A 17,983-nucleotide genomic window follows, 5' to 3' on the forward strand; every position below is an offset into this window, starting at 1 on the left:
GCTCGTGGCCGCCACCGACGACGACGCCATGGCCGGTCTGCTCGCGCTGCGCGCGGGCAATGCGACGGACGCGTTCGACGCGCTGCTGACAGCCGCGGTGCGCTACGCCGACGACGGACCGGGGCCAGCCCGTACGGACCACCCCCACCACGCCGCCGTCCACCTCCTCGCCCGCGCCACCGAAGCCGCGATCTACACCGGAGACCTGCGCCGATGCCGGGAGGCGGCGGCCGTCGCCGACCGGCTCGGGATCGTGCCGCCCGGCACGCTGGGCGGGCTGGCCGCGGCGTTCGAGGGCAGGTACGACGACGCGCGCGATCTGCTGAAGGCCGCGGCCGGGCGCTGCGGTCCCGGGGGTGACCCCACCCTGCTGATCCACTCCGGGATCGCGGCACTCATGCTCGGCGACCACACCGCGGCCGCCACCGCCACCGTCCGTGCCGCCGCCTCCGCCCGGGCCGGGGGAGACGGGGTCAGCGTTCCCCAGGCCATGGAGTTCCGGGCGTACGCCGACTTCTGGACCGGTCGGCCACGGGCCGCCGAGGCCGCCACCCTGGAGGCCCTTCGCCAGGCGTACACCACCGGCCAGGACAACGGGGCCTGCCATCTGCAGGCGGCCCTCGCGATGTTCGCCGCGGTCACCGGCGACGAGGACGTCTGCCGGGAGCGCGCCGAGGCCGCCCGCTCCTACGCCCTCGCACGCGGGCTCGGCCTGCCCGCCGCGCTGGCCCTGTTCGCGCTCGCCTTCCTCGACCTGAACACCGGCCGCTTCGCCGCCTCCGCGGCCCGGCTGCGCGCCCTCGCCGGATTCGGCCCCGGGCACGGGCACCGGGCCATCCGTCACATCGCCACACCGCACTACGTCGAGGCCGCCGTCCGCACCGGCGACACGCGGGTCGCCCGGGCCGCCCACGCCGACTACGACCGCTGGGCGCGTACCGTGCGCAGCCCCGACGACCTGGCGCTCAGCGCCCGCTGCCGGGCCCTGCTCGCCTCCGGCTCGGAGGCCGTCGAGCACTACCGCACCGCCCTCGACCTGCACGCCTCGGGCACCCGTGACTTCGAACGCGCCCGCACGGAGCTGCTGTTCGGCGGTGCGCTACGGCGACTGCGGCACCGGACGGAGGCTCGCGACCGGCTGCACAGCGCCCTGGAGGCGTTCGAGCACTTCGGTTCGCCCCAGTGTGCGGCGGCGGCTCGGACCGAACTCCGTGTCCTGGGAGAGCCCGTCTCCCCGGCGCGGGGCGCCGACGACCTCGTCGCCCGCCTCACCGCGCAGCAGTTGATGGTCGCGCGCATGGCGGCCGACGGGGCCACCAACCGGGAGATCGCGGCGCGGTTGCTGCTCAGTCCGCGGACGATTGATCACCATCTGCGGGGGGTGTTCGCGCGGTTGGGGATCCGGTCGCGGATCGAGTTGGTGCGGTTGTTGGGGGAGGGGTGAGGGACGGTTGGCGTCGTTGGCCGGCCGCGGGGCGGTTGTGGCTGGGCGCGCAGCTCCCCGCGCCCCTAGGCCCTGTCGTCAAATTCCCGTCTGCCCTGCGACGCCATGCACGCACTCTCACCGCACCAGGCACAGATCCAAGTACGTCCAGTACGAGAGCCTGTGCCCGGCACGCCGAGAGCACGCACCTGACGCCGCAGGGCCCGCCCTCCGGGTGGACGACGGGAATTTGACGACAGGACCTAGGGGGCGCCTGCTGCCTGCGTCGCATGGAAAGTGCGCGTATCCCAGCTTCCCCCGAGCCGTGGCGCCAGCCAGCTCGGCGCGTCTGCACGGAAGTCGGTGACGTCGTAGGCACCGGCCCCCGCGGGCAGCGCACCCAGCAGCGGGGCTTCGGCCACGAGGGGCAGGTCCGCGAGGTTGCAACACGATGCCAGGTCGGGGGAGTCGGGCCAGCTGCCGATGACGATTCCCGCCAAGTCAAGGCCACGGCGCCGTAGTTCACGAGCCGTCAGCTCGGTGGTGTTCAGGGTGCCGAGGCCCGCTGATGCCACCACCAGCACCGGCGCGTTCAGCAGGCTCGCCGCGTCCGCCAGCGTGCCGCCCTCGTCGTCGAAGCGGACGAGGAGACCGCCCGCTCCCTCGACCAGCACGAGGTCGTGCTCGGTGGCCAGTTTCGCCGCCGCCTCCGCCACCGCGACCGGGCGCACCGGGGGCAGGGAGGCCCGCCGCGCGGCCGTCGCGGGGGCCAGCGGCTCCGGATAGCGGGCGAGTTCGAGCGTCGTCACGGTGCCCGCGAGCCGGGCCACCTCGTCGGCGTCCCCGCGCTCGTGCGGGCGTACACCCGTCTGCGCCGGCTTGAGGACGGCCACGGAGCGTCCGGCCGCGACGGCCGTGGCGGCGACGGCGGCCGTCGTGACCGTCTTGCCGACCTCCGTGCCCGTCCCCGTGATCACCAGAACCGCCATGTCATCCCTCCCGCGCCGCCGCGCACACCGCGCGCGCGATCCGTGCCAAGTCCGCGTCACCCGTGACGTACGGCGGCATCGTGTACACGAGGTCGCGGAACGGGCGCAGCCACACGCCCTCGCGCACGGCCGCCGCCGTGGCCGCCCTCATGTCGACCTCGTGGTCGAGCTGGACGACGCCGATCGCGCCCAGGACACGTACGTCCCGGACACCCGGCAGCGAGGACGCCTCCGCCAGCCCGTCCCGCAGACCCGTCTCGATCCGCTTGACCTCGGTCTGCCAGTCCTGTCCGAGCAGCAGGTCGATCGAGGCGCAGGCCACCGCGGCGGCCAGCGGATTGCCCATGAAGGTCGGGCCGTGAGCCAGGACCGGGACCTCACCGCGTGAGATGCCCTCGGCCACCCGCGCCGTGCACAGTGTCGCCGCCATCGTCATATAGCCGCCGGTCAGCGCCTTGCCGACGCACATCACGTCCGGCGTGACGCCGGCGTGCTCCGCGGCGAACAGAGCGCCCGTACGGCCGAAGCCGGTCGCGATCTCGTCGAGGACGAGAAGCACGTCGTGCGCGTCGCACGCCTCCCGCAGCACCCGCAGATGCGCGGGGGAGTGGAACCGCATCCCGCCCGCGCCCTGTACGACCGGCTCCACGATCACCGCGGCGAGCTCGTCGGCATGCCGCCCGATCAGCTCGCGCAGATGGTCGGCGTACGACTCCTCGTACTCGACCGGCGGGGCGTCGGCGAACACCTGGCGCTGGAGCACGCCCTGCCACAGCTCGTGCATCCCGCCCTCGGGGTCGCACACCGACATCGGCTGCCAGGTGTCCCCGTGGTAACCGCCGCGCCAGGTCAGCAGCCGCTGCTTGCCCGGGCGGCCGAGCGAGCGCCAGTGCTGGAGGCACATCTTGACGGCGACCTCGACCGACACCGAGCCGGAGTCGGCGAGAAAGACGTGCTCCAGGCCCTCGGGCGTGATGTCGACCAGGCGCTTCGCCAGCCGTACGGCGGGCTCGTGCGTGAGCCCGCCGAACATGACATGGCTCATGCGCTCCAGCTGGTCGCGCGCCGCGTCGTTGAGGACCGGGTGGTTGTAGCCGTGGATGGCCGACCACCAGGACGACATGCCGTCGACCAGTTCGCCCGAGCCGTCCGCCAGTCGCAGCCGTACGCCGCTCGCCGACTCCACGACGAGCGGCTCCTGGCGGCCGGGCATGGGGCCGTACGGATGCCAGACGTGCCGCCGGTCCAGCTCCAGCAGGTCGCGCACGGGCAGCGTGGACGGCTCGGACCGGTCAGGCATTGGGGGCGAGGTCCGTTCCGGCACCTCGGCGGCGTACGGCGACGAGATCCGTACGCGCCTCGGAGGGCTGCTCCTCCTTGGCCTGCACCCGCACGGAACCGCAGACGCCGCCGCCCTCGTGCGAGCCGCACCCGGCGTCCGCGTGCGAGCCGCACCCGGCCTCGGCGTGGGCACCGCAGCCTCCGCCCGCCGTCACGCGGTGCTCCGGCAGGGTCACCTCGCCCGCGCCCTCCACCTCGAACCCGGCGTCCGCGATCATCTCCAGGTCGGCCTTGCCCGCCTGGCCCTCGCTGGTGAGGTAGTCGCCGAGGAAGATCGAGTTGGCCAGGTTCAGGGCGAGCGGCTGCATCGTCCGGAGGTGGACCTCGCGGCCGCCCGCGATGCGGACCTCCACGTCCGGGCAGACGAAACGGACCATGGCCAGGATGCGCAGGCACCGCTGCGGGGTGAGGTTCCACTCCTTGGCGAGCGGGGTGCCCTCGAAGGGGATCAGGAAGTTCACCGGAACGGAGTCCGGGTCGAGCTCGCGCAGCGAGTAGACGACGTCGACGAGGTCCTCGTCCGACTCGCCCATGCCCGCGATCAGACCCGAGCAGGCCGACAGGCCGGCCGCGTGCGCCTTCTGGACCGTGTCCACCCGGTCGGCGTACGTGTGCGTGGTCGTGATGTCCCCGTACGTCCCCTCGGACGTGTTCAGGTTGTGGTTGTAGGCGTCCGCGCCCGCCTCGCGCAGCCGCTCGGCCTGGCCGTCGGAGAGCAGGCCGAGGCAGGCGCACACCTCGACGTTCTCGTTCTGGTCCTTGATCGCCTTGATGGTGTCGGAGACCCGGTCCACGTCACGGTCCGTCGGACCGCGGCCGCTGGCCACCAGGCAGACCCGCTTGGCGCCCCCGGCGAGCCCGGCCGCCGCGGCCTGCGAGGCCTGGTCGGGCTTGAGCCAGGTGTACTTGAGGATGTCGGCCTTGGAACCGAGGCGCTGCGAGCAGTACGAGCAGTCCTCGGGGCACAGACCGGACTTCAGATTGACCAGATAGTTGAGTTTCACTCGACGGCCGAACCAGTGCCGGCGGACTTTTCCGGCAGCGGCCACCACGTCGAGCACGTCGTCGTCGGACGTGGCCAGCACGGCCAGCGCCTCGTCACGGGTCGGCAGCTCGCGCCGAAGCCCCTTGTCCACCAGCGTGTTCAGCAGGTCCATGAGATCCGATCCTGACGTATGCGAGCCGCTGCGGCCAAGGAGAGTTTGCACAACAGAGACGGTTCGACGTGTGGGTATTGCCACATCATGGGCGCCGCGTCGTCCCGCTAGGGTCTGTGCACTGCCTACAAAACGACCACCTTCACGACCCCTCACGACCACTCCCAGGGCCCGGAGGCACCAGCATGGCCGGATCGCCGTTCGCGTGGATCGACGAGCAGGCGTACCAGCGTCGCCAGGCCGGACTCGTCCGTACCCTGCGCCCCCGCGCCGCCGACTCACCCCTTCTCGATCTGGCGAGCAACGACTACCTCGGGCTGGCCCGCCACCCCGAGATCACGGAGGCCGCCGCGGCGGCCGCCCGCCGCTGGGGCGCCGGCGCGACCGGCTCGCGGCTCGTCTCCGGCACGACCGAACTTCACGGCGAACTCGAACGCGAGCTTGCCGACTTCTGCGGCTTCGAGTCCGCGCTCGTCCTCTCCTCCGGCTACGCGGCCAACCTCGCCGCAGTGACCACGCTCGCGCCGCACGGCTCGCTGGTCGTCTCGGACGCGGGCAACCACGCCTCCCTCATCGACGGCTGCCGGCTCGCCCGGGGTGCGACCCAGGTCGTGGCGCACGCCGACCCCGAAGCCGTGCGCAAGGCGCTGGGCACGCACGAGGGTCCCGCCGTCGCCGTGTCCGACACGGTCTTCTCGGTGGACGGCGACGCGGCCCCGCTGACCGAACTCGCCACCGCCTGCCGCGAGCACGGCGCGGCGCTGCTGGTCGACGATGCGCACGGGCTGGGCGTCCTGGGCGACGGCGGCCGGGGCGCCCCGCAGGCCGCGGGGCTCGCGGGCGCCCCGGACGTGGTCGTGACCGCCACGCTCTCCAAGTCGTTCGGCAGCCAGGGCGGCGCCGTCCTGGGCCCCGCCGCGGTCATCGACCACCTGGTCAACGCGGCGCGCACCTTCATCTTCGACACCGGTCTCGCGCCCGCGGCGGCGGGCGCGGCCCTCGCGGCGCTCAGGCTGCTGCGCCGTGAGCCGGAGCGCGCCGCCCGGGCCCGTGAGGTGGCGACGGCGCTGCACACCCGGCTGACCGCCGAGGGCCTGGAAGCCGTACGACCGGACGCCGCCGTGGTCTCCGTGCGCGCGCCGTCCCCCGAACAGGCCGTGCGGTGGGCCGCCGACTGCCGCGAGGCGGGACTCGCCGTCGGCTGCTTCCGCCCCCCGTCCGTGCCGGACGGCATCTCACGGCTGCGGCTGACCGCCCGCGCGGACCTCACCGACGCGCAGATCGAGCACGCTGTCGGCGTGATCAGCTCAGTCCGGCGACAAAGCCCTCCCAACTGGCGGGAGTGAACAGCAGGGCGGGGCCCGCCTTGTTCTTGGAATCGCGCACCGCGACCAGTCCGGCCCAGGGCCCTGGGCCGGGTCGGGCCGTCTCGACGCAGTTGTTCATTCCCGTACTGCGGCTGCTGCGCAGCCATCGCACCTCGCGGAGTGAAGTACTGGAACGTACGTACCGAGGCAGTGCAGTCATGGGGGTGCCTCCTTACGCGCCGTCACCTATCCCGGCGATGTAGTCCAACGAGTCCTCGGGCGAAAGGGCGTGGAACTGAAGGGCGTTGAAGGCCTCGGTGTAGGCCTGAAGGTCTTCTTTCCGTTCGAGATAGAGGCTACTCGTCAAGTGGTCGAGAACAACCACATCCAGATCAGTTGTGTTCGGAAATGAGAAGATAACGAAAGGCCCGGTGACGCCGATATGGGCCCCCGCGGCGAACGGCAGTACCTGAAGCCGCACTTGAGGCAGGGCGGCGGCCTCCCGCAGGCGCTTCAGTTGCCGAGCCATCACCTCCGGGCCGCCGACCTCGCGTTTTAACACGGCCTCGTCCAGGACCGCGGTCAGTTCCAGCGGCGGATTCGAACGCAGGACGTCCTGCCGGGCGAGGCGCACCTCGACGAGCGCGTCGAGCTTGTCGTCCTCCAGGCCGCCGACGGCGACCCGGGTCACCTCCCGCGCGTACTCGGGTGTTTGGAGCAGTCCGGGTACCACCGAGGTCTCCAGCGTGCGCATCCCGCTGGCCTGGGACTCCAGACTGATGAAGTCGCGGTACGCGGGCGGCAGGACCCCGCGGTAGGCGTGCCACCAGTGGTGGCGCCCGTTGCCCTCGGAGCCCGCGAGGCCGACCAGGAGCTCCCGTAACTCGGGCTCCGCGACGGCGTAGGCGTCCAACAGGCGCTCCACGTCGGCCGGTTTCACCCCACTGACACCGGTCTCGATCCGGCTCACCTTCGACTGGTGCCAGCCGACGAGACGGGCCGCCTCACCACTGGTGAGGCCCACACCGGCGCGCAGCGCGCGCAGTTCGGCGCCGAGCTTGCGGCGGCGCACCGCGGGACCGTGCTGCATGGCCGTACTCCTTACTCCTTCCGGGCCGCCCAAATAAGCTCCGCCGTCGCAGAGTTCACCGCATCGAGCGACAGATATATGCATATCTCGGTGGATCGCACCCGTGACCGGCCCAGTGATGGCAGTCTGGCGCGAAGCACCAGTCCGGGACCGTACCTCGAACCATCCGCTCCGTGTCGGACTCCGGTCCCGTGGGAAAGGGACGACGTCGCCATGGCAGATCACCAGGAAGCATCCGTCACTCTGCCGAGCGATCCCGCCTCGGTCTCCGCGGCCCGGAATTTCGTCGCCGATGTGCTGGCCGAATGGGGCCTGCCGTGCGACGCGGAAGTCGCGGACACCGTACGCCTGATCGTGTCAGAACTAGCCACCAACGCCGTCCAGCACACGTTCGGGCAGTCGCCCACCTTCACCGTGGACGTCCGGCTCGACCGAGACGAACACCTGCGGATCGGCGTCACCGACAGCCATCCGCGCTTTCCGAAACGTCTTCCTGCCGCCGTCCAGCAGGACAACGGGCGCGGCATGGTGATCATCCGCTGGCTGACCGCCGAATGCGGCGGCAGACTCGTCGTCCGGCCCACCCGCGAGGGCGGCAAGACGGTCGCCATCGAGCTGCCCTGGACGGTGCCGGCCCAGCCGGTGACGGCCGGCGGCCCGCAAGAGCCCTGAGGAGCGGCTCAGTTGTCGTGTCTGCGCTGCCCGGCGTGTCCGAAGGCGCCGCGCAGCAGGGCCCGGAAGGCCTCGGCCCGCCGTCTGGAAGGTGCCGAGCCGCAGGGTGCCGCCCGCGAGTTCGTGCCGGGCCTGCTCCAGTACGTCGAGGATCCGGCACGCCCGGACCACGAGCAGCTCACCCGCGTCCGTCGGCCGCGCCCCGCGACGGGATCGCACCAGCAGCGTCGTACCGACCTCTGCCGCCGGCGGTGATCGTGGTCGTCCTCGCCCTGGTGTGGCTGCCGGCGTGGCGCTGCTCGTGGACCGGCTCGGCCGGCGGCCGCGCGGGCCGCGCCCTGGAGGCGGTCACGGGGAGCGCGCTCACGGTTCTCGGTCCGGTGCTTCTTTCGGAGCCGTTGCCGCGCTGACGACCGTACGTTGCACCACGCGGGGCAGGACGCCCCACAGCGCCACGCAGACGAGCAGGGTGCCCGCGCCCGAGGCGATCCCGGCGGCGCGTCCCAGTGCCACGTCCACGACGAGCAGCACCGATCCCGTCAGCGCCACCATGAGCACGCCCATCCCGATCGTGGCCAGGACGGAGGAGACCCGCACGATGGTCGGCTTCGCGCCCTGCCGGAACAGCGACCTGTGCAGTGCGGCCGGCGCCGTGAAGAGCGCGGCGGCCACCACGGCCAGCAGGAGCGTGGTGACGTACGTGGCGCGCTGCACCGTGTCGAGGGACGGGAAGCGCGGGGTGAACGCCAGTGTCAGCAGGAAAGCGAAGAGGATCTGCACACCGGTCTGCGTGACGCGCAGCTCCTGGAGCAGCTCGCCGAAGTTGCGATCGGCACGCTCGAGGGGCGTCTCGTTCCGTTCCTCGGGGGGAGGTCGTTCAGCCATGGTGAACGAGTAACCGGTCCGTCCGCTTTTCACGCCCCCGGGGGGTGGGACCCCGAGGGGGTGCCGGCCGGCGGCACCCCCTCGGGCAGGTCAGCTGACCCGGCCGTACCAGACGCTCTTCGTCCAGATCTTCTGCAGCTTCACGACCTCCCCGGTCTTCGGGGAGTGCCAGATCTTTCCCTTCCCGGCGTAGATGCCGACGTGGTACACGTTCCGGCCCGAGTGGAAGAACACCAGGTCTCCGGCCTTGCGGTGGGACGCGGAGATGTGGTGCGTCTTGTTGTACTGCGCCGCGGCCGTACGAGGCAGCGTCTTGCCCGCCTTCTTGTACGAGTAGAGCGTGAGCCCGGAGCAGTCGAAGCGGCGTGGCCCGGCGGCGCCGTACTGGTACGGGGAGCCCTTCTTGGAAGCCGCGACCTGAAGTGCCTTCGTCGCCAAGGTGGCCGCTTCGGCGTCGGATGCGACGCCAGGAACCACAAGGCTGCCGCCCACGGCGGCGAGAGTGAGGGCCGAGGCCGTACCGGCCCGGGTCCACATCGACGGGACACGATTGAGCGCAGTCATGCGCAACCCTTCGTCAGCCGCCTGTGAAGGATGACCTGTCGGATTCGGGCTGGCGAAGTAGCCCGGCCGCTTGCGCGGCTTCACCCCAAGGACCGCCCGGATCTCTCCGGCGACCCGTCTTGCTGGGTCCTCCACTCCTGCCGATGCACTTCTGTCGACCGGTCATCCGGGCAGCGGCAGGACTCGGCGTCCGCCCGGACCGCCCCGCCGCTGTGGCGGGGGCTTGTCGTCGGAAGGGATCTTCACGCATGGCAGTCAGAAAATCCGAGCGGAACCGGCGATTTGTGGGGTTACTCACCACTCACCCGTTCGGGTGGACGACCCTCTGTTCGGGCGATGTTGGGGACACCTACGACGCTCGTACCTGCACCGGAGCGTCTTATTCCGCCTTTCCGCTACGCGCGTTGCGCAACTTTTCGGGTTCCTCGAAGGGACCTGTGACTACTCCATCAGGGGGTACTCCATCTGGTCCGTTTGAACCCCGGGCCGGACGCCTCGTCGACTCGGCGCGCACGGCGGCCCGGGTGTGGATGTGTCAATTGTCGGCGTCGGGCGGCAGAGTGACGCGGGCCGCCCGTCGCTCGCCGTCGAGGACGCGCAGGGCCTGTGCCAGCGTCGGCGCGTGCACCTCGCTCTCGCCGCGCTGGTGCATCAGCGCGAGGGCGTCCCGCAGCTCGCCGGCCTTGGCGACCAGCGCCTGGGCGGCGCGCAGCCCGCGGTAGGTGTCTCCGGGCCTGGCCGGGTTGATACGGCCGAGCAGGTCGACCACGTCGAGGTAACGGTCGATCAACTCGGCCTCGGCTCGCGTCAGCGCAGGCAGCGGGGGCAGTTCGGGCACCATCGGCGGATCACCTCGCGTCGGGTGTGGCGTTCCTCGCACCGGGCGCGGTGCGCGAGGTCTTGCGGCTGGGGATGATCCCGTCCACCAGTCCGTACGCCAACGCGGCCTGTGCGTCCAGGATCTTGTCCCGCTCGATGTCGGCGGCGACTTGTTCAGGACTCTGCCCCGTGTGCCGTACGAGCATGTCCTCCAGCAGCCTGCGAGTGCGCATCAACTCCTCGGCCTGGAGGGCCAGATCGCTCGCCTGTCCCTGTACCGGCTCGGCAAGTGACGGCTGGTGGATCAGCACCCGGGCCCCCGGCAGCGCGAACCGCTTGCCCGGCGTGCCGCCGGCCAGGAGCACGGCGGCGGCCGACGCGGCCTGCCCCAGGCAGGTGGTCTCCACGTCGCAGCTGACGAACTGCATCGTGTCGTAGATCGCCGTCATCGCGCTGAACGAGCCGCCGGGAGAGTTGATGTACAGCGCGATGTCCTGGTCCGGCGCCAGGTATTCGAGGTGCATGAACTGCGCCATCACGTCGTTCGCCGAGGTGTCGTCGATCGGCGTCCCCAGGAACACGATCCGCTCGTCGAGCAGCTTCGAGTACGGATCCAGGGTCCGGTGCCCCATGCTCGTCGGCTCGGTGAACTCGGGCAGGACATGACGGGCGGACGGTTCATTCATGGCACGCGCCTCCTCTGAGGGATTCTGTAAAAAATGTACAGGACGTACAGAGTCCGGGAAGACTGCTCGGCTGACAGCGAAAATCCCGTGTGCCGCCGGTGGAGACGGCCGCTCGGTCGTGCGAACGGAACGCTTTCGGTGGAGCCGGACGAGATCGTCCGCTCTGCGGGGGTGCCGGGGGCCCGGTCTAAGCTGGTGGGCATGGCCTACGAGATTCCGGTGACGCAAGCCAGGGCTGAGCTCGCCGATCTGATCAACCGGGTGGTGTACGGAGGCGAGCGCGTCGTCGTGACGCGACACGGCAAGCCCCTCGTCGCCCTGGTCTCCGCCGCCGACCTGGAGCGGCTCGAGGAACTCCCGGAGTCCGCCGAGGAACAGGTGGTCAGCTCCCTCTCCAGCGTCCGCGAGGTCGCGTCCGCCCCGCGTGAGCGCCAGCGCTTCGGCATCGCGGCCGAGCACCGGGGGCACGGCGCCTCGTAGGGCCCCTGCGACGGCGACGGCCGCGCCGCAGGGCAGGCGGCCATCGCGCCGTATACGGTCGCAGCCACGGCCTCGTCCCGGGCGGCGGCCCCGACGACGGCCCAGGAGCGTCCACGTCGGTCATGAGTGGATCACAGCCGGGTTAACGTCCTTGAAACGACGGCCAACTAGCGTGCCCATCCATGCCACCAGGGGTTTTGGTGGCTGCGGCCACCGGACCCCGCACGGTCCGGAGCGAGGACTGTGAGGTGGGACGCCGTGCAACTGACCCCGCACGAGCAAGAGAGGCTGCTGATCCATGTGGCCGCCGACGTGGCCGAGAAGCGACGGGCCCGCGGGCTCAGACTGAACCACCCCGAGGCGGTCGCCCTCATCACGTCGCACATCCTCGAAGGCGCGCGCGACGGCCGCACGGTCGCCGAGCTGATGTCCTCCGGGCGCAAGATCCTCACCCGGGACGACGTCATGGAGGGCATCCCCGAGATGATCCACGACGTCCAGGTCGAGGCGACCTTCCCGGACGGCACCAAGCTCGTCACCGTCCACGACCCGATCGTCTGACGGGGGAGCGAGAGCCGTGATTCCCGGAGAGATCCTGTTCGCCGACGGAACCGTCGCCTTCAACGAGGGCCGCGAGGTCACCCGGCTGACCGTCCTCAACGCCGCCGACCGGCCCGTCCAGGTCGGCTCCCACTACCACTTCGCCGAGGCCAACCCCGGTCTGGACTTCGACCGCGCCGCCGCGCGCGGCAAGCGGCTCAACGTCGCAGCCGGCACGGCCGTGCGCTTCGAGCCCGGGATCCCCGTCGACGTCGAACTCGTTCCGCTCACCGGCGCCCGTGTCGTGCCCGGCCTGCGCGGGGAGACCGGAGGTGCCCTCGATGCCTGAGCTCTCGCGCGCCGCGTATGCCGACCTGTTCGGCCCCACCACCGGCGACCGCATCCGGCTCGCCGACACCGACCTGCTGATCGAGATCGAAGAGGATCGTTCCGGCGGCCCCGGGCTCGCCGGTGACGAGGCCGTCTTCGGCGGTGGCAAGGTCATTCGCGAATCCATGGGCCAGGCGCGCGCTACGCGCGCAGACGGCACTCCGGACACGGTCATCACGGGTGTCGTGATCGTCGACCACTGGGGGATCGTCAAGGCCGACATCGGCATCCGCGACGGCCGGATCACCGGCATCGGCAAGGCCGGCAACCCGGACACCATGGACGGGGTCCACCCTGACCTCGTCATCGGCCCCGAGACCGAGATCATCGCGGGCAACGGACGGATCGTCACCGCGGGCGCCATCGACGCGCACGTCCACCTGATCTGTCCGCAGATCGCCGACGAGGCGCTCGCCTCCGGCATCACGACGCTGGTCGGCGGCGGCACCGGTCCCGCCGAGGGCTCGAAGGCGACGACGGTCACTCCCGGCCCCTGGCACCTCGCCCGGATGCTGGAGGCGATGGAGCAGTACCCGCTCAACTTCGGTCTGCTCGGCAAGGGCAACACCGTCTCGCGCGACGCGATGCTGTCGCAGATCCGGGGCGGGGCGCTCGGTCTCAAGCTGCACGAGGACTGGGGCTCGACGCCCGCCGTCATCGACGCCGCGCTGACCGTCGCCGACCGCACCGGCATCCAGGTCGCCATCCACACGGACACCCTGAACGAGGCCGGGTTCGTCGGCGACACGCTCGCCGCGATCGCCGGCCGCGGCATCCACGCTTACCACACCGAGGGCGCGGGCGGAGGGCACGCGCCGGACATCATGACCGTGGTCTCCGAGCCGCACATACTGCCCAGCTCCACCAACCCGACCCGGCCGTACACCGTCAACACCGCCGAGGAACACCTCGACATGCTGATGGTCTGCCACCACCTCAACGCGGCCGTCCCGGAGGACCTGGCCTTCGCCGAGTCCCGCATCCGGCCCTCCACCATCGGGGCCGAGGACATCCTGCACGACCTGGGCGCCATCTCGATCATCTCCTCCGACGCCCAGGCGATGGGCCGGGTCGGCGAGGTCATCATGCGGACCTGGCAGACGGCCCATGTGATGAAGCGGCGGCGCGGCGCCCTCCCCGGTGACGGGCGCGCGGACAACCACCGCGTACGTCGCTATGTCGCCAAGTACACGATCAACCCGGCGCTCGCGCAGGGCCTCGCCCGCGAGATCGGCTCCGTCGAGACCGGCAAGCTCGCCGACCTCGTGCTGTGGGAGCCCGCGTTCTTCGGGGTCAAGCCGCAACTCGTCATCAAGGGCGGGCAGATCGCGTACGCGCAGATGGGCGACGCCAACGCGTCCATCCCGACACCGCAGCCGATCCTGCCCCGGCCGATGTTCGGGGCGATCGGACGGGCTCCGGCCTCGAACTCGTTCAACTTCGTTGCGCCGCTCGCCATCGAGGACGGGCTGCCGGAGCGGCTCTCGCTGGGGAAGCGGTTCGTGGCGATCGAGTCGACGCGTGGGGTGACCAAGGCCGACATGCGGGAGAACGACGCCCGGCCGCGGGTGCGGGTCGATCCCGACAGCTTCGCCGTGCACATCGACGGGGAGCTGGTCGAGGCCACACCGGCCTCCGAACTGCCCATGGCCCAGCGTTACTTCCTCTTCTGATGTCCCGCGCGGCACTACTCGTCCTGGCCGACGGCCGCTTCCCCGCCGGCGGGCACGCCCACTCCGGCGGGGCCGAGGCGGCCGTCAAGGCCGGGCGGATCAGCGGGGCGGAGAGCCTGGAGGACTTCTGCCGGGGACGACTGCACACGGCGGGGCTGGTGTCGGCGGCCCTGGCCGCGGCGGCCGCGCTCGGGGTCGATCCGGCGCTGCTGGACTCGGCCGCGGACGCGCGTACGCCGTCGCCGGCCCTTAGGATCGCCGCGCGGCGGCTCGGGCGGCAGTTGATGCGGGCGGCTCGGGCGACCTGGCCGTCCGGGGAACTCGACGCGCTGGCGCGGACCTTTCCCAAGGGAGCGCATCAGCCGGTCGTACTGGGGCTGGCGGCGCGGGCCGCCGGGCTCGGGCCCGAGGACGCCGCGTACTGCTCCGCGTACGAGAGCGTCAGCGGTCCGGCGACCGCGACCGTGCGGTTGCTGAGCCTTGATCCGTTCGATGCCACCGGGGTGCTGGCCAGGCTCGCGCCCGAGCTGGACGTCGTGGCGTGTGCGGCGGCCGACGCGGCGCGCAACGTGGCCGACGGTGGGGTCGACGCGTTGCCCGCGGTGTCCGCTCCGCTCTTGGAGATCAGTGCGCAGGCGCATGCCGCCTGGGCCGTACGGCTCTTCGCGTCGTAGGCGGATCGCCTCCGCCGCCTCTGCCATGTCCTCCGGGGGCTCCGCCCCCCCAGACCCCCGTATCGGGCCGAAAGACAAAACCTCGGAGCCGCCATCATGCATCTCGACCACGATCACTCCCACGACGGCGCCTCCGCCGTCAGTGCCGACGCTCGTCGGCCCGACGGCTCGCGGCGCGCTCTGCGCATCGGGCTCGGTGGGCCCGTCGGGTCCGGGAAGACGGCGACCGTCGCCGCGCTCTGCCGGGCGCTGCGGGACGAGCTGTCCCTCGCGGTCGTCACGAACGACATCTACACGCGGGAGGACGCCGAGTTCCTGCTGCGGGAGGCCGTGCTGCCGCCGGAGCGGATCACCGCCGTGGAGACGGGGGCGTGCCCGCACACCGCGATCCGGGACGACATCTCCGCGAACCTCGAAGCGGTGGAGGACCTGGAGGACGAGGTGGGGCCGCTGGACCTCATCCTCGTCGAGTCCGGGGGTGACAACCTCACCGCGACGTTCTCCAAGGGACTGGTGGACGCGCAGGTCTTCGTCATCGACGTGGCGGGCGGGGACGACATTCCGCGCAAGGGCGGGCCCGGTGTCACCACCGCCGACCTGCTCGTCGTCAACAAGACCGACCTCGCGCCGTACGTGGGGTCCGACCTGGGGCGGATGGCCGCCGACGCCAAGGCGCAGCGGGCCGAGCTGCCCGTCGTCTTCCAGTCGCTGCGGACCGAGGCCGGGGTGACGGCCGTCGCGGACTGGGTGCGGGAACGGCTGGCCGCGTGGACGGCATGACCACAGCGGGAGTGCGGGCCACCGCACGGATCGGGGCACGGGCCGACGGGCGCGGCGGTACCGCGCTGCCCGTGCTGGAGGGAGAGGGGCCGCTCGCGCTGCGGCGCACCCGGGCGAGCGGGGACGAGGCACGCGTCATGCTCGTCGGGGCGATGAGCGGGCCGCTCGGCGGTGACCGCTTCGCCGTGGAGGCGGAGGTGGGGGAGGGGGCCCGGCTGCACGTCGGATCGGCCGCCGCGACCATCGCTCTGCCGGGACAGGCCAAAGGCGAGGCTCGTTACGATGTGCGGCTCGACGTGTCCGGCGGGGGTGAACTGCGCTGGCTGCCCGAGCAGTTGATCTCCGCCCAGGAGAGTGACCTGTATGTGTCCTCGCGCGTCGAGCTCCGGTCGGGCGCTCGGCTCGTCTTCCGGGAGGAGCAGGTGCTCGGCCGCGTCGGCGAGCAACCCGGACGGCTCGCCAGTCGTCTTGTCGTGCGGCTCGACGGACGGCCGCTGCTGGACCAGGAGCTCTCGTGCGGCCCCGGCGCACCCGGCGGCTGGGACGGTCCCGCGGTACTCGGGGGACATCGGGCTCTGGGCCAGCTCGTCGTCGTACGGCCGGAGTTCGAGCCCGAGCCGCCGCAGGCGCGGCTGTTGGGGGAGTACGCGGCCCTCATGCCGCTCGCCGGGCCCGCGGTCCTGGTGAGCGCCCTGGCACCGGACGCGCTGCGGCTGCGGCGGGTACTGGACGAGGCCTTGCGCGCACTCGACCGATAAGTCGATAAGTACTCTCCGCTCAACGGGACTTGGTACTCCGGTTATCGGAATGGTAAAGAAGGCCGGTCACCCCTGTTCTCAGGGACCTCACAGCCGAAAGGATCCCCGTACCAATCGCAACGATGTACGGGGAGGTCCCACTTGAGGGCTAAGAGACCGACGAGACGCCTGACCGCGTTCGCTTCGGCCGGAGCACTCGTCACGGCGACCCTGATAGCCGGAGCCGTCGCGGCGCCGTCGGCCACCGCCGACTCGCGCCATGGTCAGGACCGTGAGGCCCGCGGCGCGGCGATCGCCGCCGCCCGAGCCTCGAAGGCCGGGATCAACTGGCAGGACTGCCCCGCGGACTGGGGCTTCGAGAAGCCGATCCAGTGCGGCTGGGTGTCCGTCCCGCTCGACTACGCCCACCCGTACGGCAAGCAGATCAAGCTCGCCGTCGACCGCATCGGGAACACCGGGACCAAGGCGGAGCGCCAGGGCGCGCTCGTCTACAACCCGGGCGGTCCCGGTGGTTCGGGCATGCGCTTCCCGCGCCGCGTCACCACCAAGAACCCCCTCTGGGTGAACACTTCGAAGGCGTACGACTTCGTGGGCTTCGACCCGCGCGGTGTCGGCCACTCGGCCCCGATCTCCTGCATTGACCCTCAGGAGTTCGTGAAGGCGCCCAAGGCCGACCCGGTGCCGGACTCCGAGGCCGACAAGCGCGTCCAGCGGGGGCTCGCCGCCGCGTACGCGGACGGCTGTGCCAAGCGCAGCGGCAAGGCGATGCTGGCGCAGATGACCACGCCCAACACTGCCCGCGACCTGGATGTCATCCGGGCCGCACTCGGTGAGAAGAAGCTCAACTACCTGGGCGTCTCCTACGGCACGTACCTCGGCGCCGTCTACGGCACCCTGTTCCCGGGCCACGTCCGCCGCATGGTCGTCGACAGTGTCGTCAACCCGGCGAAGGAGAACATCTGGTACCAGGCCAACCTGGAGCAGGACATCGCCTTCGAGGGCCGCTGGAAGGACTGGGAGGACTGGGTCGCCAACAACGACGCCGCCTTCCACCTCGGCGACACCCGCGCCAAGGTCCAGGACCAGTGGCTGAAGCTGCGGGCCACCGCGAAGAAGAGCCCGCTCGGTGGCGTCGTCGGCCCCGCCGAACTGATCTCCTTCTTCCAGAGCGCCCCGTACTACGACTCGTCGTGGGTGCCGGTCGCGACGGCGTTCAGCAAGTACGTCGCCGGTGACACCCAGGCGCTCGTCGACGCCGCCGCCCCCGACATGTCCGACACCGTGGGCAACATCGCCTCGGAGAACGGTAACGCCGTCTACACGGCCGTCGAGTGCGCCGACGCCAAGTGGCCCACCAGCTGGTCGAAGTGGGACAAGGACAACACGAAGCTCCACAAGAGCTACCCGTTCATGACGTGGGCCAACGCGTGGATGAACCTGCCCTGCGCGACCTGGCCGGTCAAGCAGCAGACCCCGGTGAACGTCAAGACCGGCAAGGGTCTGCCCGCCGTCCTGATCGTGCAGTCCACGCGTGACGCCGCCACCCCGTACCCCGGCGCCGTCGAACTGCACAAGCGCTTCAAGGGCTCCCGCCTGATCACCGAGAACGGTGCGGGCTCGCACGGTGTGACCGGCCTGGTCAACCCGTGCATCAACACCCGGGTGGACTCCTACTTGCTCACCGGCAAGACGGACGCGGCCGATGTGACGTGCACCCCGCACGCCACGCCGATTCCGTAACACCCCACGCACAAC

The 17,983-nt window shown here is 71.3% G+C and carries 20 protein-coding genes, 1 pseudogene and 1 riboswitch; of the genes and pseudogenes, 11 read left to right on the top strand and 10 right to left on the bottom strand.

Translation table 11 applies throughout. The annotated features are described in order from the left end of the window. A partial coding sequence (locus ABZ656_RS14815) for a LuxR C-terminal-related transcriptional regulator (RefSeq protein ID WP_360267986.1) occupies nucleotides 1-1,444 on the top strand: 1,444 nt, incomplete at its 5' end. A 242-nt stretch (nucleotides 1,445-1,686) separates the two neighbouring features. Here ABZ656_RS14815 and bioD read toward each other — a convergent pair. Genes bioD through bioB form a run of 3 tightly spaced genes read right to left on the bottom strand, consistent with a single transcriptional unit; the run spans nucleotide 1,687 to nucleotide 4,910 of the window. Continuing rightward, nucleotides 1,687-2,412, bottom strand: coding sequence for a dethiobiotin synthase (bioD, locus tag ABZ656_RS14820; RefSeq protein WP_360267989.1), 726 nt, complete (start codon nucleotides 2,410-2,412; stop codon nucleotides 1,687-1,689). 1 nt (nucleotide 2,413) lies between these two features. Further along, nucleotides 2,414-3,712: an adenosylmethionine--8-amino-7-oxononanoate transaminase gene (locus ABZ656_RS14825; RefSeq protein ID WP_360267992.1), complete on the bottom strand. Its 1,299-nt coding sequence runs from the start codon at nucleotides 3,710-3,712 to the stop codon at nucleotides 2,414-2,416. After that, nucleotides 3,705-4,910 carry a biotin synthase BioB gene (bioB, locus tag ABZ656_RS14830; RefSeq protein WP_101407854.1) on the bottom strand — a complete coding sequence of 402 codons (1,206 nt, stop codon included), beginning with the start codon at nucleotides 4,908-4,910 and terminating at the stop codon, nucleotides 3,705-3,707. Before bioB ends, ABZ656_RS14825 begins: the two co-directional genes overlap by 8 nt. A 185-nt stretch (nucleotides 4,911-5,095) precedes the next feature. Here bioB and ABZ656_RS14835 point away from each other — a divergent pair, with 185 nt between their 5' ends. Then, nucleotides 5,096-6,256 (top strand): 8-amino-7-oxononanoate synthase, encoded by a 1,161-nt coding sequence (locus tag ABZ656_RS14835; protein ID WP_360267995.1) that lies wholly within the window; start codon nucleotides 5,096-5,098, stop codon nucleotides 6,254-6,256. Here ABZ656_RS14835 and ABZ656_RS14840 read toward each other — a convergent pair. Beyond that, on the bottom strand, nucleotides 6,213-6,437 hold the full coding sequence (locus tag ABZ656_RS14840; protein WP_101407852.1) for a DUF397 domain-containing protein: 225 nt from the start codon (nucleotides 6,435-6,437) through the stop codon (nucleotides 6,213-6,215). The two genes, ABZ656_RS14835 and ABZ656_RS14840, sit on opposite strands and share 44 nt — an antisense overlap. Nucleotides 6,438-6,449: 12 nt before the next feature. Next, nucleotides 6,450-7,307 carry a Scr1 family TA system antitoxin-like transcriptional regulator gene (locus ABZ656_RS14845; protein ID WP_101407851.1) on the bottom strand — a complete coding sequence of 286 codons (858 nt, stop codon included), beginning with the start codon at nucleotides 7,305-7,307 and terminating at the stop codon, nucleotides 6,450-6,452. A gap of 213 nt (nucleotides 7,308-7,520) precedes the next feature. Between ABZ656_RS14845 and ABZ656_RS14850 the strand changes: the two genes are divergently transcribed. Continuing rightward, on the top strand, nucleotides 7,521-7,979 hold the full coding sequence (locus ABZ656_RS14850) for an ATP-binding protein (RefSeq protein WP_054228985.1): 459 nt from the start codon (nucleotides 7,521-7,523) through the stop codon (nucleotides 7,977-7,979). 75 nt (nucleotides 7,980-8,054) lie between these two features. Here the strand turns inward: ABZ656_RS14850 and ABZ656_RS14855 are convergent. The 5 genes and pseudogenes from ABZ656_RS14855 to ABZ656_RS14875 all read right to left on the bottom strand — a co-directional run. Beyond that, nucleotides 8,055-8,204, bottom strand: a pseudogene (locus ABZ656_RS14855) (LysR family transcriptional regulator); the annotation flags it as partial. Nucleotides 8,205-8,342: 138 nt separating this feature from the next. After that, the gene (locus tag ABZ656_RS14860) at nucleotides 8,343-8,864 is read right to left on the bottom strand and encodes a DUF6328 family protein (RefSeq protein WP_360268000.1); all 522 of its coding nucleotides are present in this window, start codon (nucleotides 8,862-8,864) and stop codon (nucleotides 8,343-8,345) included. 90 nt (nucleotides 8,865-8,954) lie between these two features. Further along, complete coding sequence (locus ABZ656_RS14865) at nucleotides 8,955-9,428, bottom strand: C40 family peptidase (RefSeq protein WP_101407849.1); 474 nt, start codon at nucleotides 9,426-9,428, stop codon at nucleotides 8,955-8,957. A 3-nt stretch (nucleotides 9,429-9,431) separates the two neighbouring features. Then, nucleotides 9,432-9,617, bottom strand: a riboswitch (cyclic di-AMP (ydaO/yuaA leader). Nucleotides 9,618-9,963: 346 nt separating this feature from the next. After that, nucleotides 9,964-10,269, bottom strand: coding sequence for a hypothetical protein (locus ABZ656_RS14870; protein WP_101407848.1), 306 nt, complete (start codon nucleotides 10,267-10,269; stop codon nucleotides 9,964-9,966). Nucleotides 10,270-10,276: 7 nt separating this feature from the next. Continuing rightward, nucleotides 10,277-10,933 carry an ATP-dependent Clp protease proteolytic subunit gene (locus ABZ656_RS14875; RefSeq protein ID WP_101407847.1) on the bottom strand — a complete coding sequence of 219 codons (657 nt, stop codon included), beginning with the start codon at nucleotides 10,931-10,933 and terminating at the stop codon, nucleotides 10,277-10,279. 201 nt (nucleotides 10,934-11,134) lie between these two features. On the opposite strand from ABZ656_RS14875, the gene ABZ656_RS14880 reads away from it, so the two are divergent. The 8 genes from ABZ656_RS14880 to ABZ656_RS14915 all read left to right on the top strand — a co-directional run bounded on the left by ABZ656_RS14880 (nucleotide 11,135) and on the right by ABZ656_RS14915 (nucleotide 17,968). Continuing rightward, nucleotides 11,135-11,413 (top strand): type II toxin-antitoxin system Phd/YefM family antitoxin, encoded by a 279-nt coding sequence (locus ABZ656_RS14880; protein ID WP_101407846.1) that lies wholly within the window; start codon nucleotides 11,135-11,137, stop codon nucleotides 11,411-11,413. Nucleotides 11,414-11,671: 258 nt separating this feature from the next. Continuing rightward, complete coding sequence (locus tag ABZ656_RS14885; RefSeq protein ID WP_101408483.1) at nucleotides 11,672-11,974, top strand: urease subunit gamma; 303 nt, start codon at nucleotides 11,672-11,674, stop codon at nucleotides 11,972-11,974. Nucleotides 11,975-11,990: 16 nt separating this feature from the next. Then, a complete protein-coding gene (locus ABZ656_RS14890) occupies nucleotides 11,991-12,302 on the top strand; it encodes an urease subunit beta (protein WP_101407845.1) in 312 nt (103 codons plus the stop codon). Next, nucleotides 12,295-14,016 carry an urease subunit alpha gene (locus ABZ656_RS14895; RefSeq protein ID WP_101407844.1) on the top strand — a complete coding sequence of 574 codons (1,722 nt, stop codon included), beginning with the start codon at nucleotides 12,295-12,297 and terminating at the stop codon, nucleotides 14,014-14,016. Before ABZ656_RS14890 ends, ABZ656_RS14895 begins: the two co-directional genes overlap by 8 nt. Further along, nucleotides 14,016-14,690 (top strand): urease accessory UreF family protein, encoded by a 675-nt coding sequence (locus ABZ656_RS14900; protein WP_101407843.1) that lies wholly within the window; start codon nucleotides 14,016-14,018, stop codon nucleotides 14,688-14,690. Before ABZ656_RS14895 ends, ABZ656_RS14900 begins: the two co-directional genes overlap by 1 nt. Before the next feature lie 96 nt (nucleotides 14,691-14,786). After that, nucleotides 14,787-15,470, top strand: coding sequence for an urease accessory protein UreG (gene ureG, locus ABZ656_RS14905; RefSeq protein ID WP_101407842.1), 684 nt, complete (start codon nucleotides 14,787-14,789; stop codon nucleotides 15,468-15,470). Next, nucleotides 15,467-16,228 (top strand): urease accessory protein UreD, encoded by a 762-nt coding sequence (locus tag ABZ656_RS14910; RefSeq protein ID WP_360268008.1) that lies wholly within the window; start codon nucleotides 15,467-15,469, stop codon nucleotides 16,226-16,228. The genes ureG and ABZ656_RS14910 overlap by 4 nt, the downstream gene beginning before the upstream one ends. A gap of 141 nt (nucleotides 16,229-16,369) precedes the next feature. Then, on the top strand, nucleotides 16,370-17,968 hold the full coding sequence (locus tag ABZ656_RS14915) for an alpha/beta hydrolase (protein ID WP_360268011.1): 1,599 nt from the start codon (nucleotides 16,370-16,372) through the stop codon (nucleotides 17,966-17,968). Nucleotides 17,969-17,983 lie beyond the last annotated feature (15 nt).

This window comes from Streptomyces sp. NPDC007095 (assembly GCF_040634475.1).
GTDB lineage: Bacteria > Actinomycetota > Actinomycetes > Streptomycetales > Streptomycetaceae > Streptomyces.

Excerpts from the sequence above, each read along its gene's own strand:
- bioD (WP_360267989.1), bottom strand. The coding sequence starts at position 2,412 with ATGGCGGTTCTGGTGATCACGGGGACGGGCACGGAGGTCGGCAAGACG.
- ABZ656_RS14825 (WP_360267992.1), bottom strand. The coding sequence starts at position 3,712 with ATGCCTGACCGGTCCGAGCCGTCCACGCTGCCCGTGCGCGACCTGCTG.
- bioB (WP_101407854.1), bottom strand. The coding sequence starts at position 4,910 with ATGGACCTGCTGAACACGCTGGTGGACAAGGGGCTTCGGCGCGAGCTG.
- ABZ656_RS14835 (WP_360267995.1), top strand. The coding sequence starts at position 5,096 with ATGGCCGGATCGCCGTTCGCGTGGATCGACGAGCAGGCGTACCAGCGT.
- ABZ656_RS14840 (WP_101407852.1), bottom strand. The coding sequence starts at position 6,437 with ATGACTGCACTGCCTCGGTACGTACGTTCCAGTACTTCACTCCGCGAG.
- ABZ656_RS14845 (WP_101407851.1), bottom strand. The coding sequence starts at position 7,307 with ATGCAGCACGGTCCCGCGGTGCGCCGCCGCAAGCTCGGCGCCGAACTG.
- ABZ656_RS14850 (WP_054228985.1), top strand. The coding sequence starts at position 7,521 with ATGGCAGATCACCAGGAAGCATCCGTCACTCTGCCGAGCGATCCCGCC.
- ABZ656_RS14860 (WP_360268000.1), bottom strand. The coding sequence starts at position 8,864 with ATGGCTGAACGACCTCCCCCCGAGGAACGGAACGAGACGCCCCTCGAG.
- ABZ656_RS14865 (WP_101407849.1), bottom strand. The coding sequence starts at position 9,428 with ATGACTGCGCTCAATCGTGTCCCGTCGATGTGGACCCGGGCCGGTACG.
- ABZ656_RS14870 (WP_101407848.1), bottom strand. The coding sequence starts at position 10,269 with ATGGTGCCCGAACTGCCCCCGCTGCCTGCGCTGACGCGAGCCGAGGCC.
- ABZ656_RS14875 (WP_101407847.1), bottom strand. The coding sequence starts at position 10,933 with ATGAATGAACCGTCCGCCCGTCATGTCCTGCCCGAGTTCACCGAGCCG.
- ABZ656_RS14880 (WP_101407846.1), top strand. The coding sequence starts at position 11,135 with ATGGCCTACGAGATTCCGGTGACGCAAGCCAGGGCTGAGCTCGCCGAT.
- ABZ656_RS14895 (WP_101407844.1), top strand. The coding sequence starts at position 12,295 with ATGCCTGAGCTCTCGCGCGCCGCGTATGCCGACCTGTTCGGCCCCACC.
- ABZ656_RS14900 (WP_101407843.1), top strand. The coding sequence starts at position 14,016 with ATGTCCCGCGCGGCACTACTCGTCCTGGCCGACGGCCGCTTCCCCGCC.
- ureG (WP_101407842.1), top strand. The coding sequence starts at position 14,787 with ATGCATCTCGACCACGATCACTCCCACGACGGCGCCTCCGCCGTCAGT.
- ABZ656_RS14910 (WP_360268008.1), top strand. The coding sequence starts at position 15,467 with ATGACCACAGCGGGAGTGCGGGCCACCGCACGGATCGGGGCACGGGCC.